The following is a 26,686-nucleotide window of genomic DNA, read 5'->3' as shown; positions in this document are numbered from 1 at the left end:
CCCTTTTATTAATATTTCCCTGCAATATTTTTTGTAAAAATTTGACGAAATTCTTTTTGATATGTTCTTGATACTGACAAACGTTCATCATTATCCAAATAAACCTCATTACCTACTATTTTTACAATATGGTCAATATTTATTATGTAACTACTGTGTGCAAAGGCAAATTCATAATACTTAGTTACTAATTCCTCCAATTTATCATCTACCAGTATCTGCCCCTCAAACTTTGCAGCTTCACAATCTGAGCACACAATAATTTTGCTTCCTCTCTTTGCATTTTCTACATACAAAATATCCTGAATATTAACCCGAATTACATTATTTCTATAATGCCCTATGATATATTCTTCTTTAGACTTTTTTGCTACCTCTGACAAAATTTCCTTCATTTCGCATACAAACTGCCTATCTGAATATGATTTCATCAAATATCTATACGGAGTCACCTTGAATGATTTAACTGTTGGAGCACGCATTCCTGAACAAAATACCAACACAGTATCTTTGAATTTTTCACGAAATTTTCTTGCCGTTTCATCTCCATCAATACCACCTAATTCCATATCTAAAATAAGTAAATCAAAATACTTGTTAGTATCTAAACTACTAATTAATTCCTCTCCTGAATAAAACTCATAAATTTTATATTGATATTGATTAGTCCCATTAGCTTTACTAAAAATTTTTCTAATATATGAGATAAATACCTTGTCATCGTCACAAACAGCCATATGATACATAGATCTCCCCCCTCTATTTTTATTTGAATCATTATTATACCATGTCGCCTGTCGGCTTCATATGTTTTTCACCTTATGTCGGTTTCCGCAAATGCAAACCGTCGTAAGATTTATTATACTATATTCCCTATATTGTTCAATGTTTTTCAATGTTTTTCAATGTTTTTATCCCATTTCTATGTTTTATTAGTTGCAATAACAACATTATATTTTGTATTATATATACGAACATCATGCTATATATTAATTCATAAACACTACCTAATGTTAATATTAACATTATAATTAAATGAAGTATAAATATTAATTTTATTTTTCTTCTGTAAATATGTTTTTCTTGATGACTGATTCTTTTCATTTCTGTTCCTACTGGTGCAATAAAAAAAATACATATCATATTCAGAAAAAACATTAACAGCATTGTTCCAATTGACAGATGACTCAATAGTTTCTCTAACCCATACACTTGTAATAACAATATCGCATTTGATATCACCGTACATTTCCAAATTTTATTCGCATGCCACCCACCGCAAAAGCTTCTTAACGGAATGTACATACTAAGGAAAAAAATCAACTCTTTAGTTCTCGAAAATACTATCCCAATTGCTAAAGCGATAATTATATTAAAAAAAACTTCACACAGCAATACATATCCATATCTATATATCTTTTCATCCTCATCTGTCATTACTTGATTTTTTGATTGCTTATTCACTAATACATCCACTATCTTTTGAATCATACTTCCAAATACAACATCCCTTCATTTTTCCGAATGATCTAACACACTTTACAAAGTAAGCTCTACAAAATGGCCGCTAAATCTGTTGCCAATTTTGCCGTATCGACATTAATCTTAGACATTGTATCCCCCTTTATGATTCCACATAATAAACGTATCATTTTATCAACTTATAATACAACAATACTATTCCTATTTTTGCCCTGCACCGGAAAGCTTTCGAAAGGAAGTCACAAAAGCCAGCCACTGCATCTACAGTGGCTGGCTCCGTTTCACGTCTTAAGCTTCCAGTGATTCCTGATATTTCTCAAGTATCATCCGCTGCAGACGTTCTCTTGTCTCAGTATTGATTGGATGTGCGATATCTCTGTACTCACCATCTGCTGCTTTCCGGCTAGGCATCGCAATAAACAATCCCTTATCACCCTGGATCACTTTGATATCATGAACTACAAATTCATTATCAATTGTGATCGAAACGACGGCTTTCATCTTACCTTCTTTTTCAACACCCCTGACTCTGATATCGGTCACCTGCATCGTGTGTACCCCCTTGTCTTTCTTATCTGCTACAATGCGTATCTGAAATTCTTCTCCACGATAACCTTGATGTCATCCGGGCTACCCTGATGAACTGTATTTGCACGGATCGTATCTCTACTTTCTACAATACAGTTTTCAATTACACAATTATCCCCAATGTGTACATCGTTCAGAATGATAGAATTTCTGATCACACAGTTGTTGCCAATGTATACCTTCTTAAATAATACTGAATTTTCTACAGTACCATTTATGATACATCCACTTGCTACCAGGCTGTTATTCACAACCGCTTCCCCATTATACTTTGCTGGTGGAAGATCCTCCACCTTGGAGTAGATGTCAGGATGCTGCTTGAAGAAATAGTTTCTTACATCTCTGTTCAGGAAATCCATGTTTGTCTTATAGTAAGACTCCTTGGTTCCGATGTTTCTCCAGTAAGTATCCATCTTATATCCATAAATCTTCTTTACATTCTTATATCTTACAAGAATATCTCTTACAAAATCAGTTCTGCCTTCATTTGCACAGGTTTCCAGTAATTCGATGAGCTGTCTTCTTCTGATCACATAGATACCGGTTGAGATCGTATTGTTGCCTGCAACCAGTGGCTTCTCCTCGAAATCTATGATACGGTTGTCCGCATCCATCTGTACTACACCAAAACGGTTCACATCATCTTCTCCCGGTGCAAGGTCCTTACATACAACTGTAATATCTGCGCCTTTGCTGATGTGTTCTTCCAGAACCTTACCATAATCCAGCTTGTAGATACCATCACCGGATGCAATAACTACATATGGCTCATGACTTTCCTTCAGGAAATTAATGTTCTGATAAAGGGCATCTGCTGTACCTTTATACCAGTAGCTGTTCTCTGATGTAATGGTTGGTGTGAATATATAGAGACCACCCTGTTTTCTTCCGAAATCCCACCATTTGCTGGAATTCAGATGTTCATTCAGAGATCTGGTATTGTACTGTGTAAATACCGCTACCTTCTGGATATGGGAATTCGTCATATTCGAAAGGGCAAAATCAATAGCTCTGTAACCGCCAGTAATAGGCATAGCTGCAACAGCTCTCTTTGCTGATAATTCGCCCATCTTGTTGCTATTACCACCTGCTAAAATTATACCTAATGCTCTCATCTCTATTCACCTGCCTTTATAATACTTCCGCCACTCTTTAAGTTGCCATCCGGATAATCTTCCGGAGTAGTCACACCAGATATAGCAGTATTCTTACCGATTGTTACACCATCAGGAATAACTGAGTTCTCTCCGATCGTAACAAGTCCAAATGAATAAATCTGTGGCTTGAATTCATTGACAGCTTCTTCTCCGATTCCAAGCTTAGCATCCTTACCAATCTTAACATTCTCTGCGATGATAGCCTTGTCCATATATGCATTCTCACCGATCGTTGCGTTATTCATAATGATCGAATTACGGATGACTGCACCCTTTTCGATCGTAACACCGGAACCGATAACGGAATTCTCAACATCGCCGTATACCTCTGTTCCTTCACCGATGATACATCTGCTTACTCTGCCGCTTGCATCTATGTACTGTGGTGGGATCGCATCTGTCTTGGTGTAGATCTTCCAGAACTCCTCATACAGATTGAATTCAGGAACAATATCTACTAACTCCATATTTGCTTCCCAGTAAGAACCAAGTGTTCCTACATCCTTCCAGTAACCCTTGAAGTCATATGCACAGATCTTCTTGCCATTTGAATGGCAGTATGGAATGATGTGCTTACCAAAGTCACATTCCGGCTGATCCTTCATCTTTACAAGTGCTTCACGAAGCACCTTCCAACTGAATATATATATACCCATAGATGCTTTGTTACTTCTAGGATTTGCAGGTTTCTCCTCAAATTCTGAAATAACATTGTTCTCATCTGTAATTACAACGCCAAATCTGCTAGCTTCTTCCCATGGTACCTGATATGTTGCAAGTGTGATATCTGCATCACAGGATTTGTGATATTCCAGCATGTTCTCATAGTCCATCTTGTAGATATGATCACCAGATAATATCAGAACATATTCCGGATTATAATAGTCTATAAACTCCAGGTTCTGATAAATAGCATTTGCAGTACCTGTATACCATTCGCTGTTATCACTTTTCTCGTATGGTGGAAGAACTGTCACGCCTCCTATGTTACGATCCAGATCCCAAGGGATACCGATTCCAATATGCTGGTTAAGCCTCAGTGGTCTGTACTGTGTAAGAACACCTACTGTATCAACACCTGAATTAATACAGTTGCTCAATGGGAAATCGATAATCTTGTATTTGCCGCCAAAAGCTACAGCCGGCTTAGCCAGATTAGAGGTCAGAACGCCTAAACGGCTTCCCTGTCCTCCTGCAAGAAGCATGGCTATCATTTCTTTTTTAATCATAATGTCACCCCTTCGTGCGTATTAATATAAATGCATTATACCACTGTTTTTGTAATAAGCAAAGTTTTTTATTGCATTTTCACAATAAAAGTTGAAAGAATATAGAAATTTTAAACATTTTTACAAAACAAACACATATTTTGCATGAATTTTCCATGTATCTTTTAACAATTTTCACTGTGCATTTTTGATTAAAAAAATTTCTTTCCTATATTCTCCGGGTAGAAATGGTTTTCTACTTGTGATAAACTCTAATTAATTATTTTACCGATATACTTTCAGGCTGTTACACAGATTTTGACCTGTCATAATCCCACAAATGCCTGAGTATACGAAGATGAAAGGAAGAAGAACTTATGGCTGAAATTTTAGTAAAAGAATACCGTGGCGATGTTGTTGAAAATGTACATTATGGATCTATTGCTATTGTTTCATCAACCGGCGAAACGATTGCTTATACCGGTGATATCGAGCGCCAGACTTATATGCGTTCCGCAAGCAAACCGATCCAGGTGCTTCCTACCCTGCTCGCAGGTCTTCATAAAAAATATAACCTGAGTGAGGAAGAAGTAACGATCTGTAATTCCTCTCACTGGGGCAGTAATCATCACATCTATGTACTTCAGAGCATCATGGAAAAAACGGGCTTAAAAGAAGAAGATATGATCATGAATCCAACGATCTCCACATCTGCAACACCGCTTGCGGACAAGCTTGCACTTGGTTCCAAGTTGAATCCTGTAGAGGGCAAGAGCCGTTTGCAGCACTGCTGCTCCGGCAAGCACTTAAGCCTTATGCTGCTGCAGCGTGAACTGACAGGAAAAGTCACCGGCTACCAGCTTCCGGACTCTCCTGTCCAGAAGCAGATCATTTCATTCTTATCCATGCTAAGCCAGACTCCGACTTACCGGATCAGTCTGGGAATCGACGGCTGTGGTGTTCCGGTATTTGCACTTCCAATGCGTAATATCGCACTTGCTTATGCAAAACTTGCAGATCCGTTCAACCTGCCGGATGATATACGGGAAGCAATCACCTATAACTTCGACTGTATTAACAAGAATCCTGAAAAGATCAACGATTACTTTACACCATCTTACTATGTAAATAAGAACCCGGATCTTCTTATGAAGGACGGTTCCAGAGGTGTGATCTGTATGGCGATCCGAAGCCGGAAGCTCGGTATCGTGATCAAGCTCGAAGATGGCTGGAGCGACGAATATCAGGGAATCATTGTTGCCCGTATTTTGGAGCAGCTTCAGTATGATGATAAAGAACTGATTGAACAGCTTAAGGAAACGTATAACACAAAAATTTATAACGACTGCAAGGATGAGGTCGGACATGCCGAAGCAGATTTTGATATCCATATCGAACAGTCCTATTTCGATGAATTATTCGGAAATGCAGAACCGGAAGAAGACGATTCGGATGAATCTGATGCAGGTACTGCAGACGAAAGCGCCGATTCCGAAGATTCCAATACTGATTCTTCAATCGAAGACGAAGACATGGAAGAACTTGAAGATGATGAAGATACCAACGAAACCGATAAACCGTCCGGTCAAAAAAACAGCTTCGAAAATTCCGATTTTATAAGCACTCTTTTGAACATGCGCAGCAAAAAAGCCCGGTCAAATTCCGAGCATAAGCCTGTCACAGATCATAATGACATGGATGAACCGGAAGACATCGACGAGGAGCCCGAAGCAGATGAGGATATGGAAGATGAGGAACAGCTCTCGACAGAAGAACGTGCCAGACGCCGTGCAATCCGTGACCGCAGATCCATTCTTGGTCAGAATGTTGTCCTGCCATCATCAAACCAGACTTTCATCCAGAATCCAATGACCGATCCGATGCGTCCTGTAAAATCTGCCAAGGTGATCTCCACCATCCAGAATAATGACGCCGAATTCGAAGTCTTTGACAAGAAAGACAATGAAGATAACAAAGAGCAGGAATAACACCATGCTTTGACGGGTTGTTCAAGTTTTATATAAGATTGTAATATAGCACACACATACAACAACACCCATATGGTTATTCCACTATAAATGACTTACTGCGGTTTCTGTTTGCAGCACATGTCTGATTCGTAAATACTCCTGTGCCAACTCGCCTTCGGCTCAAACAGGCACTCGTATTTACTGACAATGTGCAGCTCACAACGAAATCCTCGTATATGTCATGTTATAATGGAACAACCATATGGGTGTTGCTGTATGTGTATGCTATATTTTATACAATCTTATATAAATCCTGATAGTGTTATAAAGCATGGTGTTATTCCTGCTCGTTCTGACATTCAGGGCAGATGCCGACATATTCAAGATTGTGGGATGAAATGATAAAGTCCTCATCCGCCAGTCTGCCTCGCTCATCGATCTCAGGATCATATGGGACATGGCTGTCGAAGATTCTTCCACATTTGGTACAGATAATATGATAATGCGGAACCGGATTGCCGTCAAAATGTTCATTCTTATCAAATGAGAATACATTCATGATAATGCCGTCATCAACCGCATCCGCCAATACTCTGTATACAGTCGATGCACCTATATTATATCCCCTCTCCACAAGAATCTGATGAAGCTGCTGGGCAGTCGGATGACATTTTAATTCTTTTATAACCGAATATATAACCTGTTTTTGTTTTGTATTTCTTTTCTCTGCCATACCTGTTCACTCCAATGATTTATTCCGATCTTACTTTTGATAAGTCTATACTAACACATATTTTGTCAGGTTTGAATACCTTTTTAAGAATTATTCTCATTAATTTTAGCCTATATCCGGCAATTCACCTGTAAATGGAAGTTTTGCTGCCAAATTAATAGTTATAAATTTAATTTTTGTGCTTGACATCCCAAGTGTATTGGTGTACTATCCAACTAGCACAGTAGTTAGGAGGGAAGCATTTGGAATTTAAATCAAACCTGCCGATCTACCTTCAGGTCATCGATAATATAAAAAAGAAAATTATTACAGGTGCCCTGCCACTTGGTACCAAGCTCCCATCATCCAGAGAGCTTGCCATCCAATATGACATCAACCCAAACACCGCGGCCCGGGTTTATAACGAGATGGAATCTCTCGGACTGTCATATACGAAACGTGGAATTGGTACATTTGTAACAGAAGATCCTCAGGTAATTGATCGGCTGAAACAGGAACAGTTAAAGCAGATCCTTACAGTTCTGGATGAACAGCTCACCGGCATGGGATATACGCCGGAAGAGATCATCCGATTATTGCAGGACTACTATTCCCTGTAAAAACAAGTATTGAAAGGAATGAATACTATGATTAAATGTGAACACTTAGTAAAAAAGTATATGAGTACGACCGCTGTTTCGGACCTGTCACTGGATATCATATCCGGTAACATTTATGCGCTACTCGGTCCGAACGGAAGCGGTAAATCCACCCTTATGAAAATGATCGCCGGGCTTTCAAAACCGACTTCCGGTACGATCACGATGGATAACCGGCCATTAGATTACAAAGCCAAAGCGCATATCGCATATATGCCTACAGAAGCCTATTTCTTCGGTTATATGAACTGCATCGATGTCGGAAAATATTACCGTGATTTCTTCGCTGATTTTGATTATGACAAATACATGCGACTGTTACAGGAAATGGATCTGTCGCCAAAGCAAAAAGTGCGTGAGATGTCATCCGGTATGATGGCAAAGCTGAAGATCGTTGCAACACTTTCAAGGAATTCGGAAGTTATTATGTTAGACGAACCGTTAAACGGCATCGATATCATTGCCCGCGAGAAGATCATTCATACAATCGTGTCTAATATCTCAGATGACACTGCCGTTATCATGTCAAGCCATCTGGTGGATGAACTGGAAAAGATCATTGATCATGCCATCTTCATCAAAAACGGAACCTGTGTATTACAGGGTAATGCAGAAGAACTTCGTATCGCACAGGGCAAATCCATTGTTGATATGTATAAAGAAATCTACGCATAAACTGGGAGGTATTCAATTATGTTAAAAATGTTAAAATATGAATTTCGCCGTGGAATCTTTCCACTTCTGATCGTAGGGATCGTCATAGCTGCCATTGAGCTTTACTTTCTCATTAGTACGTTAACCGAACATGCAGATCACTCTGTTATTGCTGTTTCCCTGCTTATTCTCGCGGCTTTCTGCTGTTACCTGTTTGTATTGATCTACGGCATAATCAGTTACAGCCAGGATCTGAAAAACAAATCGGGATATCTGGTCTTTATGGCTCCTATATCCAGCTATAAAGTAATCGGCGCCAAACTGTTATCCATCCTGCTGACAGGTGCAATAATCGTTGCTGTTATATTCGGATTACTGACCTTAGATCTCAGCCTGGCATACTCCACATATGACTCCATTGATACTTTTTATGATTTTCTAAGCAATATTCTTGAAATGGGGGGATATTCCCTGGGCGGCGTTATCTTAAGATTACTGGCATTTATCCTTGTATTTCTGATCCAGTTCTTTATGACGATCACTCTTGCCTACCTTGCGGTATCGGTATGCTCCACCATTCTTCAGACAAAGAAGATTAAAGGTTTTATCAGTTTCGTACTGTTCATCGTCTTCTATGTGATCCTGTCTGTAATTGCTTCTAAGATTCCCCATCTGTCCAATCCCGGACCGAATGCGACATTTATGGAAGCCATGTATGCCATGATCCCACAGATTGCACTCTACTTCGTAGTAATGGTGGCAAGCTATATCGGAAGCTCCGTGCTCCTCGAAAAGAAGATCAGCTTGTAACGCAAACGAACAGGCGGTAACTCTCAGCCGGAGCATTCTCAAACACACATGACTACCTTCGTTTCAACTTCGATCCGATCTGCATACTGCGCCGGACACGATAAATTCGTTGTGTCCGGCGCAGTAGCACCGAATCGTTGAAACTCAGTCGTTCATGCTATGGTTTGAAAATGCCCCGGTTGAGGGTTACCACCTGTTCTGTTTTTATTACTAAAATGTGTTCCCGCCCCTACACCCCTATGGTGTGCAAGTCGATCCAGTTATAGATATCGTAATATGCCTGAATATTGTTGATCTCATTTATGACTTCGTGACGCGCATCCTTGTACAGGATGCATTTGACATCATCTGTGATATATCTGCTGTATTTGTTGTATAAAAGCTTCACGTCCAGGCCATAGTGTCCGACCGGATCTTTGCTTCCTGATATGAATAATACCGGCATATTCTTTGGCACATTTGCCAGATTATCCTCATCCTGAATAAATTCCAGTGTTTTGAATAACGTCTTGTAGCCCTTTACCGTAAAAGTATAGTCATACATCGGATCTGCCATATATTTGTCAACCTGAACATAGTCTCTGCTCAGCCAGTCTTTCACGGTACGCTTCCGCTTCTCACCGTTCATGATCGTCATTCTGGGAATACCGAAAAGGTAAGTACCAAATGCAAGCACCTGCAACAATTTGCTTCTATGCTTCTCGCCACGGAGCATACTCTCCACTCCGGCTACCGCCTCTCCGATCTTCAGCATACACTTCGGATGTCCGCCCGTTCCCATACAGATAAAACCATCTATGCTGGCATTTTTCTGCAGCTTTGCAGGGTACTTTGGATCTTTTGCATATTCGCACATATATCTTCTTGCAATAAATGATCCCATGCTGTGTCCCATAAGAAAATACGGAAGATCCGGATATGCCCGTTTTATGCATCTGGTCACACGATGAACATCTGCTGCCATCGTCTTACTTGCATCATAAGCATACATATAACCCATCTCGGATTTATTTCTGGCTGTCAGTCCATGCCCCAGATGATCATTTCCGCATACCAGAATTCCTCTGGCAGCCATAAATCTTGCAAAATGATCATAACGCTCCATGTCCTCTATCATACCATGAGAGATCTGAAGCACCGCCTTGATCTCACCCTGTGGAATCCAGACGATGACATGTAATTTATCTCTTCCGTTGGATGATGGAATATATGTCTCTTTTTTCTTTACGTTCTGTTTCATAAGCAACCTCCCATTGTTAGTATCCGCTTTCGAAAAAAAATTTATGTATTCGGCTCCTGATTTTCTTCCTTCCAGTAGATATTTCTGTGTTCTACAGAGGTCGAGAATGCGATCAAAGTCTTTGTTTTTCCAAATCTCTGCAATTCACCGATAAACAGATCCAGTGCCATCGTTGTCTCAAAGATAACCTCGATCAGCATGGAATAGTCACCGGTCACACAATTACATTCCACAACATTTTTGCAGTTCTTGATAAATGGATAAAAATCCTGTTTGTCGTTTGGCTCTACCTCTAAATTAATAAATGCTTTTGTATAATATCCCAGTGCGATCGGATTGATCTGTACCTGAAAGCCCTCGATCACCCCTGCTTCCTTTAACCGCTCTATTCTTGTAGATACTGCTGTTGATGACAGAAAAACACATTCCGCAATATCCTTTAAAGACATACGAGCATCCTTCTCTAACAGTTCCAGAATCTTCTGATCTACCTCATCCAGACAGTAAGCTGTCTCTTTTACTTCATGCATAGTTTTACTCTCCATTTTCTTATACATCTCATCTGCCAAATACCTTTATTTATATAGAAACTTTGGTATAGAAAAAGGACATCCTTCATCTGAGAAGGACATCCCTTTCATATTTCTGATATCAATGTACTTCTATCTATCCTGTCTGTATTTTACTACTAATAACAGGATAAATCCAGCACTAAAAATACCATGTAGTATTGCATCTGTATATTTTACGGGAATATACCCTTGATCTCTTCCGTATGGATCAATCGTTTTAAAGCAATGATATAGGCTGCCATCCGCAAAGTACAATGACTCTTTTTGCTCTCCTCCACGATTTCTCCAAATGCTTTCGTCATGATCGTTTCAAGCATCTCATTTACCTGCGGTTTTTCCCATGTCATTTCCTGAATGTTCTGTACCCATTCAAAATAAGAAACAATAACACCGCCGCTGTTTGCAAAGATATCCGGCACAAGCTTGATTCCTCTTTCTGCAAGGATCGGATCTGCATCTGCTGCCGTCGGTCCATTTGCACCCTCAACAATATAAGAACATTTTAATTTCTCCGCAACCTCTTTTGTGATCTGATTTTCAAGCGCTGCGGGAACCAGCACATCACAATCACAGGTAAGAATATCTGTATTCGAAATATGAGTAACACCATCTTCCTGATAGTCTGCAAGCAGACCACCGGCTTCTACATAAGCTGTTACCTTATCTGCATCCAATCCGGTCTCCTTATAGATTCCACCCGACACATCACTGATCGCTACAACAACCGCACCTCTATGTCCAAATATTCTGGCTGTATTGCCGCCAACATTACCGCATCCCTGAATTGCAACCTTAGTACCCTCTAACGCCTTGCCATCTTCTGCAAGAAGGAGCTTGGTGCTGATCACAACTCCACGTCCGGTTGCCGATGGTCTTCCCTTGGAACCGCCAAGTTCCAGCGGTTTTCCTGTCACGACTCCGGGACAAGGTTTTCCCTTTAACTGGCTGTATGTATCTAACACCCATGTCATAATCTGTGCATTTGTATTTACATCAGGAGCAGGTATATCGGTATCTGCTCCGATGATCGGCTCGATCGCATAGGTATATCTTCTCGTCAATGCACACAATTCCCGTCTGGAAAGTGCAGCCGGATCTACTTTGATACCACCCTTCGCTCCTCCAAATGGTATATTTGCCACTGCACATTTTAATGACATCCATGTTGCAAGTGCTTTGACTTCATTCAGTGATACGTTCTTGTGATAACGTATACCTCCTTTGAACGGTCCTCTGATATTTGAATGCTGGACTCTGTATCCTTCAAATACCTTAACACTTCCGTCATCCATCTCCACAGGAAGGTAAACCTTAGTCTCACGCTGTGGATTTTTGATGATCTCAAACATCCTCTTGTCAATTCCACCAATGTTCATGGCTTCTTCCATCACTGCTACCACATTCTCATACGGGTCGTACTGTCTGCTCATCTTCGTATCTCCTCGTTTAACAAATATTTTATTGTCACGAGTTATCCGGTGTTACCTGTAAGGGATAAACCTTTTGACAAGAGGCATTCTAATCCTCCTGCATTTATACGTCAATATCTCAAGTCAAATACCATTCAAAATGATATTTTCAAGTATTTTGTCTTAACAATGTATATTTATAGCAATTCAAACTTGAAATAATCAAGTTTGATTTGTAACATTGATCACATATAACTGGTGCAGTGCTCTTGTACAGGAAATGTAAAATGCGTGCCGGCTGATCCGGTTTTCCATCACATCCTGTTCATTGATAACAAATACTGCATCGAATTCCATACCCTTTGCAAGAAACTTCGGAAGAACAACCACACCGCCATTATAGACGGTCGACTGGTTCGTAAGATATGTCACCTGCTCATATTCTTCCAGTTCTTTATACATGGCAAATGCACGTTCTTCATCATCACAGAGAATTGCCACATTATCAAAATCATCCAGTTCTCCATAATCAAGCTTCTCTGCGATAAATCCGGCAGCATCTTCTATACTCTCCGCCTGCTCTGTTACCGGCTCCATGCCATGGCGGTTGAGTGGATGGGCTTCCGCCTCGTCTGACGCCCGATCTGCTTCCAGAATCCCGTTACAGAATTCTGTGATCTCACAGGTTGAACGGTAGGCAGTATCCAGAGTCTTGATCTGGCAACCGCCTGTTCCTCCATGCGGCACAAATACCGTCTGCAGTACATCCAGCACCGTTTCCTCCGGATTATAATAAAGCACCTGCAGGCTGTCTCCCAGTATCGTCTTTTTACATTTAAAGATACGATCCAGTACTGCATACTGGAATATGTTGTAATCCTGCATCTCATCAATCACGAGATGCTTGATATTGTCATAGGACTTGCATCCATAGAAATAAATCTGCAGATAAAATACCGCCAGAATATCTTCATAGCATACCTTTCCATATTCATTCCGGTATTGTTCGATGCCCGGATGCTGTTCAGCCTGACTGTTAAGAAAGTCCTGATATAATTCGATCAGGTTGCGCTCCGCATACTGATAGATCATCTCTTTTGTGATCTGGTTCTCCATCTTCTGATGCTTCTCATCCGTAAATGCCTGATCCTGTTCATCCTCTACCCGGTCTGCTATAAAATATGCGATCTTCTCAAAACGTTCATAGACCGGATATCTGGCAAAACGATTATAGAACATCTTCTCAATCTGGTCCTTTGTAAATTCTGTTTTCTCAAAATGGAAATCTTTAAACTTAATATTTGCCGTATACTCTTCCAGATATTTGTTAAATGCCTGATAGAACGCTATCGATGATTTCCATGCAATATTCTTCATTTCCGGACTTTCCATATCGGGATGTGTCGTGATCCGGTCTGCCTGTTCCAGCTTTGTCTCATAGTCACAGTCTACAAACAGGATTTCCTCCATCAGAGAATCAAATTCCTTCTCCGGTACATTATCCTCGCCGACCTCCGGCAGCACACCGGCAATATAATCGCCAAAGATTCCATTTGGCGACAAGATCATAACATTGTCTGCCAACATCGTCTTACGATTGTTGAATAACAGCCACGCCAGTCTGTGCATCGCAACTACTGTCTTACCACTTCCTGCCCGTCCATCCACAATAAGATTATAAGCTGTCTTATTACGGATCAATGCATTCTGTTCTTTCTGGATCGTTGCAACTACGGATTTCATCTTCGTGCCGCTGTTCTTTCCCAGTGCATCAAGCAGGATCATATCATTGATCTTCTCATCGGTATCGACTGCATTATGCAGTCTTCCATTGCTGATATCAAATTGCTTCTTCTCTACGATCTTTCCAAAATATTCTTTATCGGGTGCCTGATAGGATGCCTCGCCCTTCTCATAATCATAATACATCGATGCGATCGGAGCACGCCAGTCATAGACCTTCTGATCCTGTTCATCCATCGACCAGTAGCCGTTTGTTCCGATATAGACCGGAAGAACCTGTCCATCCTCCTGATACTCAAATGCGATCTTTCCAAAATACGGACTCTCGATCTGGTGCGCCAATACATCTACCTGCTTTGCCGCATGTTCGATAAAAAATGTATCGTTATTTACATTGTTCATGTTCTGCAGGAATTCCTCGTCGTCCATATCTCCATGGCTGTCACGCATATATTTCTTCTGCGCTTTGATCGCCTGATTCCGATAGTCGATGCTCTCCTGTGTGGTCTGAAGATCACACTGCAGCTCATTTTCTACTTCTTCAAAATATTCCTGTTCTTCTTCCAGCGTTGTCTCTCTATATGTTTCCTGAACCTGTTTCTTGTCCATTTTCTTTCCTTTCAAAACAGACATCATCTAAAATCAAATCCACCTGACTTCAAATGATGCCTGTACATTTTACTTCTTTATAATTGTGACTCTTTTTGCTGCACAGCTCTGCGCACTGCCGCTTACTGCCTTTACCGTATATACATAGCGATAACCGGATCTTGCCGTCTTATCTTTCCAGTAAAGATCCGTTGTTGTTCCAATCTGTTTCATGGAGCCTTTTTCTTCCTGTCTGTATATCTTATACTTCTTTGCTCCTTTGATCGATTTCCATTTTACTGCAACACCGTAGCTGCGTTCTTTTACCGATATTGCCGGTCTGGTCAGTCTCCGGGTTACTACCGCATCGCTGTAAGCACCAAAAGATGCGCCCTTTCTAGCCCGGATTCTATATGCATACCATGTGCCTGATTTTGCAGATGTGTCTACATAAGTCAATGTGTCTCCGGAATTGACATCTCCGATTCTCTGCCATTTTCCTTTATATGTTCTGCGATAGATCCGATAGCCCTCTGCTCCCGGTACGCTGTCCCAGGTCAAAGACAAGCCACTCTTCTGGTTTGCTACCGTTTTCAGTTCTGCTTCTGCAAGCCGGATCGTATATGGACATTCGATCTTTCCGGTATAATTTCCGGTTCCGGTCACAACACAGGTTGCACTTCCTACCTTTTTGGCATTTCTGTATGTTACCGTATAATCTTCTTTATTCAATCCGGCAACTGCCACGGACGGCTTACAGCTCTTACCTGCATACTGATATACTTTCTTTGACAGTGTTGCTGTAAGACCGGATATGTCCTTCGGTGTTACAGTCAGTGTATAACTTGCCAATGTCGTTTTATATGCTGCATCTGCTCCGACCGTTGCAGTGATCGTGCAGCTTCCTACACCCTTTATCGAAATATAGCCTTTTTCATCTGCTTCCGCAATTCTGGTATTAGATGACTGGTATGTCACTTTTCCCTCTGAATTGGTCGTAACTTTATACCGATATGCCTTGCTTCCATATTCTCTGGTAACTGTCTGCTTGGAAAATGCAGTCTGCGATTCCGGCTTTTCATTTCCATTTTCATCATAATCTGTATACTGGACCTTCAGACCCGACTGATCAAAATAATCATGAAGATTAACATAGCCCCAGCCATATTGTGGATCCCAGCCATAGGTTCCCTTATCAACGGCATATTTCTTAAGTACCTTCTTCACACCCTTGTAGTTCAGTGATGGCTGGATCATCTTCACATATGCCACCGCCGCTGTTATATGTGGCGTTGCCATAGAGGTACCGGACATCTTCTGATACTTGCCCTTCAGATATGTTGATACAACACTGGTTCCCGGTGCGCAGAAATCAACAGTATCTCCATAGTTGGAATAGCTGGCTGCAAAATTCTCATTGCTGTTCATCGCAGTTACCGTTATTACATTTCCTCTGTTTGCAGGGTAAGTTGTGCTGACATCCGTTGCATAATTACCGGCTGCACAGCAGACAACCGTTCCAGATGCCTCTGCCTTCTTTAATACATCCTTTAATAATGTAGAATATTTCCAGAATAATCCTGTCCATCCAAGGCTCATATTTACTACATCTGCCTTTTGGGATACCGCATATTGTAATGCGCTCCGGATTGCAAGATTTGACGATTTACCTGCATCATCAAAGGTTTTAAGGATCATCAGTTTTACATTTTCCGGTGTATTATCTGCAATGATACCGGCTACATGGGTTCCGTGTCCATTTCCATCCGTATATGCCTTATTTCTACTTACTTTATCTTTTCCCTGAAAACAATAACTATGCTTGGTATCTATTCTGCCCTTAAAAATCTTATTCGTTGCATCCAGACCTGTATCAATAATGGCAACTGTCACTTCCTGATTGATCACATAATAATCGTATTCTGCTTTCAGATAGCCAAATCCCATCACGCTGCCGCCCCAGGACAGGGAATTATGGTCTTCAATGTCCGGAACATCTGCAAGAATATCACTGTCTACCACCTGATCGATAAAACAATGATCCGTACCATAAGCATCCGTCAACTCATAATAAGCATATTCCGTATCCGCAGTTGTATCAAACTGCAGCACATATTCATTATAATCTCCATAATGAAGGATCTCGGATGCACCATAGCTGTCTGTAAGCTGCGCTCCATCTGTCAATACCATCAGACGCTTTAACTGATATTTGTCATTGGAGTCTGTACTTCCATCGGATCCTGGTTCTGTTGTTTCTGTATCCGGTACTGTGTAGTCCTGATCCCAGTTATCATTGATCAGTTCTACCACATCAGAAGCATCTTTCGCTTCTTTCACCGGAACCCCGGCAATATATTCTACCGGATCCCGATTTTCCGCACTCTCATCCTGTATATCCTGATCACAGATCTCCATCGCTTCGTCCGTCTGCTCTGTCGTATCACTCAACCCGGCAACCGTATAATCTTTCCCATTGATCTGTACTGTATGACCCTGCTGTTCTTTCGAAGCAAGCTCACTCATATCATATGTATGAATCGTTGTATCTGTCTGTCCTGTACCGGTTCTATTGGCATCGTGCAGGCTGTCCCAGGAAAAAACCGTGCTCGCTAATACAGCCGCCATCCCTATGCAGATGCCGGCTTTTTTATAATTCTTCTTTTTCCTATAAAACTGCTTTTCTCGTTTCTGTCTATTGTTCATTTCTTTTCTCGTTTCATCATATCACTTATGTTTGAATCCAATTTTCCTTTTTATTTTAAACCATCTTGCTGATAACTTCTATAGTTAATTTTCAGGTTCTGCTAATATATTTACCACAAATATATTTATGTGTCTTTTTTTGTACATCGTTTTTTGTATCCTCTATATAACAAAAACCTGTATATATTAACCACAATTCCGTTTTTCTTATTTTTCTCTATAGACAAACGGTAGGTTGGTCACATTTTCGATCGGAGGGATTCATATGTCACATTCAAATTCTAATTCGGGAGGATGCCTCCCAGGCATCATTATTTTTCTTATTATCTGTTACATCATCGGTGCTGTCAGTGACAGCGGAAAGCATACCTGCTATTATATCGGATGCGACTGGGAAGTGGATAAAAACGAAACCTACTGCTGGTACCACAAAGATTACGGTCACCGTAAGTCCTATAATGTTACAACACAGGCAACGACTGAATCCAATTATCATAAACAGTCCTCTTCATATAAAACAAAGAAAAAAGCCACATATAAACCGGAACCAAATACAACCGAAAAACCAACAGCATCCGGTTATAATAAACATTCCGGTTCTTCATCCCGTTATTCTACGGCAACTGAAGCTGCTCATTCTCAGGATGTTTACGACTCCTACGATGATGGATATGATGACGTATATGACAATATGGGAGATTATGATGAAGATCGATATGATGAAGATGACGATTATCGGGACGGTGTAGACGATGCAATTGACGAGTTCGGTTACTACTAAGATCTTCCAGATATCGTTTTCATGAACATTTTATAGTCATTCCTCTGATTTCATGTTAGAATAAGACATTCAATGAAATCGGAGGAATTTTTTATGAGTAACGAAGGCAAGAAATGTACGGTTCACTATACAGGAACATTTAACGATGGAACCAAATTTGATTCATCCTATGACCGTGGGGAACCGATCGACTTTGTATGCGGTGCAGGCATGATGATCAAGGGCTTTGACGAAGCTGTTAAGGGCATGGCGATCGGTGATATCATCGATGTTCACCTTATGCCGGAAGAAGCATACGGTATGCCGGATCCTGAAAACATCTTAACTGTTGAGATCAGCCAGCTTCCCGGTGCTGAGGATCTGGAGATCGACCAGAAGGTATTCCTGTCAAATCCTGCCGGACAGTCTTTCCCTGTTAAGGTAACTGCCAAGGATGACACTACGATCACCTTTGATGCAAACCATGAGATGGCAGGCAAGGAACTGAACTTCAAGATTGAACTTCTGGATGTAGAATAAACAGGAAAAAATTATGTACACCTGATATAAAATCTCCCGGGCGCTCCTGATATGATATACTACGAATTTCTACTCGTCACACGCATCTATTCGCTCATGCTCCTGTGCCAACTCGCCTTTCAGGCTCAAACAGGCACCCGCATTCGCTGATAGCGTGTTTCTCGCAACAAAATTCTCGTATCTATCATATCCGGAACGTCTGGGAGATTTTTTATACCAAGTGTACATAATTTTCTTTATACCTTCTTATTTAAAATACAATTTTTCATGTTATTAATAGGCACTCTTTATTTCTTAATCATACAATTCAAGCATCAATGCTTCATCTTACATTTATTTGCCGAAATACACGACATGGATTTCCCACAGCTACACAATTAGCAGGTATGTCAATCTACACAAGGCAACAACAAACATATAAAAAGCCGTTACACTAAGACCTCAAGTGAGGATTTCGTTATGGAATGCATATACCAGCAAATGTGGGTGCCTGTCTGAGCCCAAAGGGCGAGTTGGCACAGGAACATTTGCAAATCAGGTATATGCAGTTCATCGAAACCGCAGCGTGTCTTAGTGTAACGGCTTTATTTATATGTTTGTTTCAGTCTTGTGTAGTTGTAATTACTCGTCGAATTCGTAGTCTTTGCCCGGAAGGATTGCGTTTAAAGCAATTCCAAGGATAGCTGCGATAGCAAGTGATGTTAATGTGATCGATGTTCCTGCAACTGTGAAGGTAATACCATCACCGAATCCAAGTCCGCTGACAAGGATAACAGCAGCAACGATCAGGTTACGTGACTTTGTGAAATCAACCTTATTTTCAACAACATTACGAACACCGATAGCTGAGATCATTCCGTACAGCATGAAGCTGACACCACCGATGATCGATGCAGGAAGTGAACCGATACACTCAGCAACCTTTGGTGAAAAGCTGAGAAGGATCGCATATACAGCAGCCAGACGTACGACTCTTGGATCGTATACACGGCTAAGCTCAAGAACACCGGTATTCTCACCGTATGTTGTATTTGCAGGGCCGCCGAATGCAGCAGCAAACGCTGTAGCAAGACCATCACCGATCAGAGTTCTGTGAAGTCCCGGATCCTTGATGAAATTATTTCCTGTTGTAGCTGAGATTGCTGAGATATCTCCGATATGCTCCATCATAGTTGCAAGAGCGATAGGTGCCATTACAAGGATGGAAGTAATATTGAATTTACAAAGCTGGAATGGAGGAAGATCCACCCATCCGGCATCCTTTACTGCCTTAAATGTGAAGATTGCAGATCCGTCCGGATTGTGAACACCACATTTGAAAAGAATAAATGCAACTACATATGAGATCACAACACCCATAAGGATCGGAATGATCTTGAACATTCCTTTGCCCCAGATATTGAAAATTACGATAACTGCAAATGCGATAATTGCAAGAAGCCAATTTGTTTTTGCATTATTTACGGCTGATGGCGCAAGACTCAGACCGATACAGATAATAATTGGTCCGGTAACAACAGGTGGAAGGAAACGCATAACTCGTTTTACGCCAACCAGTTTTACAACCAGTGCAAGAACCAGATACAACGCACCTGCCACTACGATACCACCACATGCATAAGGTAATTTCTCACCCATAGACATATCTTTGAAGATTCCGGTATCAAGATTTGCGACTGTGTGAAAGCCTCCTAAGAAAGCAAATGAGGAACCCAAAAATGCAGGCACCTTTAATTTTGTACATAAATGGAAGAATAATGTTCCGATTCCGGCACAGATCAGTGTAACCTGAATGGATAAGCCCTCTCCATTAAAATAAGTATTTACCAGAATTGGTACTAAGATAGTTGCACCAAACATGGCAAACATGTGCTGCAAACCTAACAGCAACATTTTCGGAACACCCAGTTCCCTTGCATCATAAATCGCTTCTTTTTTCTGATTCATAATAATCTCCCTTCTTCTATTGTACCTGTTTTACTGTGATACTATCGATCGAAATGCACGCCTTCTTTCGACAAAATCTCCAGCACACCATCTTTACGATGATAACAATAAGAAGGGAGATTTGTGAACTGCAAATCTCCCTGTTTTTTATAAATTTGTTATATTTGTAAAAACTTTCAATATTGAAAGTTTTTAGGTCGTTTTTGTTTCAGATCATTCAATTTTGAACATTACGATCAAATGACTTATTCAACATTTTTCAACGCCTCATCCATCGGGATCCGTTTGATCCTTTTTACCTGGAAGACAGCGATGATTCCATAGGCTGCCATTGCCAGGATAAAGATCGCAGGATAAATATACGGAGCAATATAGATCGTCATCCATCCACTGATCGCTTCCTTCATCATCACATAATAGATCCCGGCGATCGCCACCTGTGAAAGAATGATTCCGAGGATGACACACACTGCCATCACCCATGTTGTCGCAGACAGATATAATCTGTTGATCTCTTTGTTCTCATATCCAAGGATCTTTACCATGGATATTGATATGGTATTCCTCTCAATGATCAGCTTTGTAAGCAGATAAACCATCAGCATGAACATCGCCAGTGCGAATACCTCAAACATATAAAACATCTGGCCCATGGAACGATCAAGCTGTCTTGATACCTTTGTCAGATCTTCCTCTGTGACGACTGTCGCGATCAGCTTCTCATCAATATCAGTCAGCTTCTCATTTGAGAAATATCCGGAGAAATATCCCTCTTCGACATCGAACATTTCCCGATATGTCTTCTCATTCATAAATACTGCCAGTGCCGCAGGATATGTGCACACACCGGAAACCTTTATCTTATAAGAATCGGATGAATATTCCTTATCCAGCGTGATCGTATCCCCGTTTTTCAGTTTATATTTGTCACGAAGTCCGTCAGAGATCAGCATTTCTCCATCCGCAGGCTGTACCTTGGAATACTTGCTGTCATCCGAGATACCATAGACCATGACTTCTTCATCTCTTATATCTGTTTTATAGATCAGGGAAGTTACCAAGTATTTCTCTGCATCCTTGTTCTCTGTTTCCACAGGCATTTTCAAAACGTACTGATAATCCGCAAGCATGTTGTCCAGTGTTTCATCCTGATAGTGTTTTAAAAGCGGCGACATCATCATTCCGAACATCAGCAGAACGATCGCAAATGTTACTCCGATAAACAATACGATATAGCTTGGCAGATTCTGCAGGATCACACGTATACGGAATCTGGTAAAGAAACGGAAATGTGGCAGCTTGACCGCTTTCTTTCTCTTTGACTTTGAAAGATCCCGTCTGATAAACCGAAGCGGTGACATACGGAGCTTCGAATAGATCATCCATGCTGTTATGACAAGCATCAGCACGATCGGAATAACCGTCGTCTTTACAAATGCTTCCGCATTCCATTTTGTCACATATTTTGTCAGACTGTAACTGCCATAATACATCGCCACGCAGACATTTTTAAATACTGTATATCCCAGAACATTTCCGATTACAGCTGCTACAAATGTAACCAGGATCGGAAGAGAAATGTAATGCGCCAGTAATTCTCCTCTTGTGTAACCAGATGCCCGAAGCGTACCGATCGTGCCGGCTTCCTTTACGATCGTATTGTTGATCGTAATCGCAAAGATAAATGCCATGATCACGATTATAATATAAAGCAGTGTTTCCACCATTATCGAATCACCACCCATATCCTCTCCGGTAAAATTAATTGCCTGATTCGTATATCTTGGAATAAACTTCTCCACTTCTCCATACTGACTGATCACCTTTGCAAGATCATCGGATACATCCTTCTCCGCTTTCTCATCTTCAGGTTCATCGTCATAGATCCAGGCATAAGAATAATGCATCAGCCCTTTGTCAAAGCTTTCAAACCGTTCATCCGTTACGATCGCAACACCAAACAACACGGAATCAAACATCGTATCATTATTATTCTGGAACAAAGCGCTGTAATCAGATAATGCTACAAAGCCCGATACCTTATATGTCTGCCCATCAACCGACAGATCATCTCCTACCTTGATCCCATTATTTTCCGCATACATACGGTCAATTGCAATCTCATCTTCTGCCGCAGGGAACGCTCCCTCCATCAGACAGATCTTATCCACATCTGTACGATTCTTAAAAATACGGAGTGTGCTTTCATCCCCATCTTTTTCTACGATTTTCTCATAGTAATAATTCTCATACAGCTTTACCCCCTCATCTTCAATCGCTTTAACCGCCTCGGATGATGCTTCATCCTTGTACTCAAAATTACCATTCTCGATATTATACTTATCAAAGCTCTCATCATATGTAGCGACCATACTCTTACCGGCTACCAGAAAGCCGGACACAAAACCAATACTCAAGATCATAAACAGGAAAATAACCAGATACTTTCCAAGATCGGCAGCCAGCTCCTTCGGCAGCCGTTTCCATAATGGATTCTTCATATTATAAATTCTCCTTTTCTCTCTGCCACTTCTGTATTACCAGTCAAGCTCCATTGCAGGAACCTTTACATCATTTACTATATTCTTACGGATCATTCCATCACGCAGTTTGATCACACGGTCTGCCATATTCTTGATCGCATCATTATGTGTAACCATGATAACGGTATTTCCATATTTCTGATTTACATCCTCGATCAGCTTCAGTATCTCCTTCGAGGTCTTATAATCCAGTGCACCTGTCGGTTCATCACAGAGCAGGATATCCGGATTCTTAACGATAGCCCTTCCGATCGATGTTCTCTGCTGCTGTCCACCGGACAACTGATTCGGAAGCTTATGTCTGTGCTCATATAAACCAAGCGTCTTTAAGATATCATCGACATCGAGCGGTGAATCACTTAAATATGCACCAACCTCTACATTTTCCTTTACGTTCAGATTCGGGATCAGATTATACATCTGGAATACATAGCCAAGATGCTTTCTTCTGTACTGTGTCAGTGTCTTCTCATCCATATCAACTGTTTTTTCCCCATTGATCGCTATATAACCACTGTCTGCATTATCGATTCCGCCTATGATATTCAGTAACGTGGACTTACCGGAGCCGGATGGTCCAAGCAAGACACAGATTTCTCCCTTCGTTACTGTAAAATCCAGTCCTCTTAATACCTCTGTCCGGTTCTCCCCTGATCCGAAGCTCTTTTTCAGACCACTGATCTGTAAAAAATTCTGATTTTCCATTTAACTGTTCCTCCTTTTTTAACTCGTCTAACAATATTCTTCCAAACGCTGTGTAATTATTTATTCTTTTCTTTGAATATCTGATTATTTGTTCATATGATTAATAGCACATGCATAAGTCGTTGTCAACCCTTTATCTGTTTTTAGTTAGTTTCTTCTAACATTATACTGTCAAATTTCTGTTTTTGTATACAAAAAGCCGGTACTTATTGATAAAAAATATCAACAAGTACCGGCTTTTTACCGGATGACTCATTTAAAAGTTATATTCCCGGATCTCGCAGTTCTTAATCCCGAAATGCGCGAATTCTTCATTTGTCATATCATAGAAATATGACTGCACGATTCTTGAAATTCCATTATGTGCAACCAGCAGATACGTCTTATGATCGGACTCCGCCTTTACATCATCTAACAGATTATAGACACGCTGGCACAGATGCATCATCGTCTCTCCGCCATCATAATGATCGAGGAAATGGGATTTTGCTTCCATGAATTCTTCTCCATTTCTGGGTGTTGATTCAAACCGCCCAAAGTTCTGCTCCTTTAATCTCGGCTCCATCCGCATCGGAATTCCTGTCATCTCCGATATATGTCTGGCAGTCTCGGCTGCACGAACAAGCGGTGAATATAATATCTCATCGATTCCCGGCTGTTCCTCCGCCAGCTTTCTTCCAAGCTCCTCTGCCTGTTGATGTCCAAGCTCTGTAAGTTCAATATCAGTTGCACCGCATATCTTATTCTCCACGTTCCAGATCGTCTGTCCGTGTCTTGTAAAAAATACTTTTCCCATGTTGTCTCCTTATTCTCATACTATAGAATTGTACGGTGGCTCTGAGACGAGAAGGGTGTAACAGCGCACTCTCGTTCTATTCCTTACGCAACAGTACTAAGTTCGCCGCTTTCTTGCGGCTCACTAAGGACTGGCGTAAGGAAAGGTCTGTTACACCCTTCTCGTCTCAGAGTCACCGCACAATTCTATCCAGACGACACTTTCTATTGGATTATATATACTATAATTTCACACCGGCTGTCAACGTTATTCCATAGGATTTCACAGGCTCATTCATGTAAGAACCTCTACAGACGTTCAGCAATCGCCATTCCGGTAGCGGTAGCTGCAAGGCCTCCTTTTCCTGTCTCCCGGAGATCCTTGTGCATCAGGTCACCGATCTCCCGCATTGCATCAATAACCTCATCTGCAGGAATGGCACTCTCGATTCCTGCAAGTGCCATATCTACTGCACATAATGCATTCATTGCGCCGGAAGCATTTCGCTTCACACATGGCACCTCTACCAGTCCTGCTACCGGATCACACACCAGTCCAAGCAGACTCTTTAATGCCATTGCTGCTGCCTGTGTGATCAGATGACTGCTGCCGCTTTTTAACCATGCAAGCGCGCCCGCCGCCATAGCCGATGATGCTCCGATCTCTGCCTGGCAGCCTCCTCTTGCACCTGATATGCTTGCCCGTCTTGCGATCACATCACCGATTCCTGCTGCCACAAATAAAGCCTTCACCATATCATTTTCCGAAGTATTCGTCATCCTTTCATATGTGATCAATATCGCAGGCACAACACCACAGGAGCCTGCCGTCGGTGCTGCAACGATCCGCTTCATACAGGCATTGCTCTCCGCCATCTTGATTGCCCGTGCCATAACTGCTCCGCCAAATTCACCACACATGCATTTGTGTGTTGCAGCATAATCTGCCATTTTCTTACCATTTTTACCGGACAGACCACTATGGGAAGTCAGCGTATCATCATAAGCTTCATCCGCCTCCTTCATCGCGCGGTACATCTGTGTCATCCGGTTTACGATATCCATTTCCGGCTGTTGCGAATCCCTTGCTTCTTCGCGGATCACCGCCTCCCAAAACTCACATGTATTTTCTTTCATATAACTGTCTATTTCTGCCAAAGATGAAAATGCCATTCTTTCTCTTCCTTTCTATTCCTTCAAACTCAGATATGTTACCTTAAGGATTCCTTCCAGATGCTCCAGCCATTTTAATGATTCTTTCGGAACCTCCTGATCACACTCTAAAACCATGACCGCATGTCCGCCCGGACAGGCACGATAGAGCTGCATGGTCGCAATATTGATGGATTTGTGACCGAGCATAGATGTAACCTCCGTCACATGTCCCGGCTGATCTAAGTTGTGTACGATCAGTGTCGGATAATCTCCACTGAAATTCGCATCCAGTCCATCGATCTTACAAATGCGGATTCGTCCGCCACCAACCGATTCCGCTACGATATCAAGCTCTCTGCCACTTTCACCTGTCATATGAAGTGCGACTGTATTCGGATTTGCATGTGCAAGCTTTGCTTCATAAAAGGAGAATTCCATACCTGCCTCTTTTGCCAGTTCAAAGCTCTGCGGCACTCGGATATCATCCGGCTTCATTCCGAGAAGCCCGGCGACCAGTGCCTTATCCGTTCCATGACCTTTTCCTGTCGCCAGAAACGATCCGTATAACCCGATCTCTACCTTGTAGATCGGTTCATCCATCAGCTTATAACAGATATATCCAATCCTTACTGCACCTGCCGTATGCGAGCTGGACGGTCCGACCATGACCGGACCTACAATATCAAAAATACTCATTCTGCCACCTTCCTGTTAAAAGAAAAGACCACCGATATCTTCTGCATTCCATACAACTCCGTCACCCA

The 26,686-nt window shown here is 41.3% G+C and carries 23 protein-coding genes; 6 read left to right on the top strand and 17 right to left on the bottom strand.

Features of this window, described 5'->3' with window-relative positions:
* Positions 1–8: 8 nt before the first annotated feature.
* The 5 genes from OCV60_RS10305 to OCV60_RS10285 all read right to left on the bottom strand — a co-directional run bounded on the left by OCV60_RS10305 (position 9) and on the right by OCV60_RS10285 (position 4,456).
* The gene (locus tag OCV60_RS10305; protein WP_021943160.1) at positions 9–746 is read right to left on the bottom strand and encodes a LytR/AlgR family response regulator transcription factor; all 738 of its coding nucleotides are present in this window, start codon (positions 744–746) and stop codon (positions 9–11) included.
* 136 nt (positions 747–882) lie between these two features.
* Positions 883–1,491 carry an accessory gene regulator B family protein gene (locus OCV60_RS10300; RefSeq protein WP_021943159.1) on the bottom strand — a complete coding sequence of 203 codons (609 nt, stop codon included), beginning with the start codon at positions 1,489–1,491 and terminating at the stop codon, positions 883–885.
* Positions 1,492–1,770: 279 nt separating this feature from the next.
* Positions 1,771–2,031 (bottom strand): septation regulator SpoVG, encoded by a 261-nt coding sequence (gene spoVG / locus OCV60_RS10295; protein WP_008400199.1) that lies wholly within the window; start codon positions 2,029–2,031, stop codon positions 1,771–1,773.
* A 29-nt stretch (positions 2,032–2,060) separates the two neighbouring features.
* Complete coding sequence (gene glgD / locus OCV60_RS10290) at positions 2,061–3,185, bottom strand: glucose-1-phosphate adenylyltransferase subunit GlgD (RefSeq protein WP_021943158.1); 1,125 nt, start codon at positions 3,183–3,185, stop codon at positions 2,061–2,063.
* 2 nt (positions 3,186–3,187) lie between these two features.
* On the bottom strand, positions 3,188–4,456 hold the full coding sequence (locus OCV60_RS10285) for a glucose-1-phosphate adenylyltransferase (protein WP_008400201.1): 1,269 nt from the start codon (positions 4,454–4,456) through the stop codon (positions 3,188–3,190).
* A 356-nt stretch (positions 4,457–4,812) separates the two neighbouring features.
* Here OCV60_RS10285 and OCV60_RS10280 point away from each other — a divergent pair, with 356 nt between their 5' ends.
* A complete protein-coding gene (locus OCV60_RS10280; RefSeq protein WP_021943157.1) occupies positions 4,813–6,423 on the top strand; it encodes an asparaginase in 1,611 nt (536 codons plus the stop codon).
* Positions 6,424–6,742: 319 nt separating this feature from the next.
* Here the strand turns inward: OCV60_RS10280 and OCV60_RS10275 are convergent, their stop codons facing one another.
* The gene (locus OCV60_RS10275) at positions 6,743–7,138 is read right to left on the bottom strand and encodes a Fur family transcriptional regulator (RefSeq protein WP_021943156.1); all 396 of its coding nucleotides are present in this window, start codon (positions 7,136–7,138) and stop codon (positions 6,743–6,745) included.
* Between the two features lie 242 nt (positions 7,139–7,380).
* Between OCV60_RS10275 and OCV60_RS10270 the strand changes: the two genes are divergently transcribed.
* Genes OCV60_RS10270 through OCV60_RS10260 form a run of 3 tightly spaced genes read left to right on the top strand, consistent with a single transcriptional unit; the run spans position 7,381 to position 9,240 of the window.
* Entirely contained in the window at positions 7,381–7,737 is a 357-nt protein-coding gene (locus OCV60_RS10270) for a GntR family transcriptional regulator (protein ID WP_021943155.1), read from the top strand.
* 27 nt (positions 7,738–7,764) lie between these two features.
* The gene (locus tag OCV60_RS10265; protein ID WP_021943154.1) at positions 7,765–8,451 is read left to right on the top strand and encodes an ABC transporter ATP-binding protein; all 687 of its coding nucleotides are present in this window, start codon (positions 7,765–7,767) and stop codon (positions 8,449–8,451) included.
* 18 nt (positions 8,452–8,469) lie between these two features.
* Positions 8,470–9,240, top strand: coding sequence for an ABC transporter permease (locus OCV60_RS10260; RefSeq protein WP_173789302.1), 771 nt, complete (start codon positions 8,470–8,472; stop codon positions 9,238–9,240).
* 229 nt (positions 9,241–9,469) lie between these two features.
* Here the strand turns inward: OCV60_RS10260 and OCV60_RS10255 are convergent, their stop codons facing one another.
* The 5 genes from OCV60_RS10255 to OCV60_RS10235 all read right to left on the bottom strand — a co-directional run bounded on the left by OCV60_RS10255 (position 9,470) and on the right by OCV60_RS10235 (position 17,498).
* Positions 9,470–10,480 carry an alpha/beta fold hydrolase gene (locus OCV60_RS10255; RefSeq protein ID WP_021943152.1) on the bottom strand — a complete coding sequence of 337 codons (1,011 nt, stop codon included), beginning with the start codon at positions 10,478–10,480 and terminating at the stop codon, positions 9,470–9,472.
* A 41-nt stretch (positions 10,481–10,521) separates the two neighbouring features.
* Positions 10,522–10,980 (bottom strand): Lrp/AsnC family transcriptional regulator, encoded by a 459-nt coding sequence (locus tag OCV60_RS10250; protein WP_117785369.1) that lies wholly within the window; start codon positions 10,978–10,980, stop codon positions 10,522–10,524.
* 245 nt (positions 10,981–11,225) lie between these two features.
* Positions 11,226–12,482 carry a Glu/Leu/Phe/Val family dehydrogenase gene (locus tag OCV60_RS10245; RefSeq protein ID WP_262530137.1) on the bottom strand — a complete coding sequence of 419 codons (1,257 nt, stop codon included), beginning with the start codon at positions 12,480–12,482 and terminating at the stop codon, positions 11,226–11,228.
* A gap of 201 nt (positions 12,483–12,683) precedes the next feature.
* Positions 12,684–14,813 (bottom strand): HelD family protein, encoded by a 2,130-nt coding sequence (locus OCV60_RS10240; protein ID WP_262530136.1) that lies wholly within the window; start codon positions 14,811–14,813, stop codon positions 12,684–12,686.
* Between the two features lie 69 nt (positions 14,814–14,882).
* Entirely contained in the window at positions 14,883–17,498 is a 2,616-nt protein-coding gene (locus OCV60_RS10235; protein ID WP_118675584.1) for a S8 family serine peptidase, read from the bottom strand.
* Positions 17,499–17,763: 265 nt separating this feature from the next.
* Here OCV60_RS10235 and OCV60_RS10230 point away from each other — a divergent pair, with 265 nt between their 5' ends.
* A complete protein-coding gene (locus OCV60_RS10230; protein WP_118675585.1) occupies positions 17,764–18,279 on the top strand; it encodes a hypothetical protein in 516 nt (171 codons plus the stop codon).
* 93 nt (positions 18,280–18,372) lie between these two features.
* Positions 18,373–18,798 carry an FKBP-type peptidyl-prolyl cis-trans isomerase gene (locus OCV60_RS10225; RefSeq protein WP_117785214.1) on the top strand — a complete coding sequence of 142 codons (426 nt, stop codon included), beginning with the start codon at positions 18,373–18,375 and terminating at the stop codon, positions 18,796–18,798.
* A gap of 621 nt (positions 18,799–19,419) precedes the next feature.
* Here the strand turns inward: OCV60_RS10225 and OCV60_RS10220 are convergent.
* The 6 genes from OCV60_RS10220 to sdaAB form a co-directional block, all read right to left on the bottom strand.
* A complete protein-coding gene (locus OCV60_RS10220) occupies positions 19,420–20,745 on the bottom strand; it encodes a uracil-xanthine permease family protein (RefSeq protein ID WP_117808652.1) in 1,326 nt (441 codons plus the stop codon).
* Between the two features lie 245 nt (positions 20,746–20,990).
* A complete protein-coding gene (locus tag OCV60_RS10215; RefSeq protein WP_117808653.1) occupies positions 20,991–23,246 on the bottom strand; it encodes an ABC transporter permease in 2,256 nt (751 codons plus the stop codon).
* A 36-nt stretch (positions 23,247–23,282) separates the two neighbouring features.
* A complete protein-coding gene (locus tag OCV60_RS10210; RefSeq protein ID WP_008400229.1) occupies positions 23,283–23,993 on the bottom strand; it encodes an ABC transporter ATP-binding protein in 711 nt (236 codons plus the stop codon).
* A gap of 256 nt (positions 23,994–24,249) precedes the next feature.
* Positions 24,250–24,789 carry a histidine phosphatase family protein gene (locus tag OCV60_RS10205; RefSeq protein ID WP_117785211.1) on the bottom strand — a complete coding sequence of 180 codons (540 nt, stop codon included), beginning with the start codon at positions 24,787–24,789 and terminating at the stop codon, positions 24,250–24,252.
* A 287-nt stretch (positions 24,790–25,076) separates the two neighbouring features.
* Entirely contained in the window at positions 25,077–25,940 is an 864-nt protein-coding gene (gene sdaAA / locus OCV60_RS10200) for an L-serine ammonia-lyase, iron-sulfur-dependent, subunit alpha (RefSeq protein WP_262530135.1), read from the bottom strand.
* Positions 25,941–25,955: 15 nt separating this feature from the next.
* On the bottom strand, positions 25,956–26,618 hold the full coding sequence (sdaAB, locus tag OCV60_RS10195) for an L-serine ammonia-lyase, iron-sulfur-dependent subunit beta (protein ID WP_262530134.1): 663 nt from the start codon (positions 26,616–26,618) through the stop codon (positions 25,956–25,958).
* Between the last annotated feature and the right edge of the window lie 68 nt (positions 26,619–26,686).

Source organism: Coprococcus ammoniilyticus, assembly GCF_025567345.1.
GTDB lineage: Bacteria > Bacillota > Clostridia > Lachnospirales > Lachnospiraceae > Coprococcus > Coprococcus ammoniilyticus.
The sequence above is the reverse complement of the archived record's forward strand: the minus strand, read 5'-3'. Positions and strand labels throughout refer to the sequence as shown.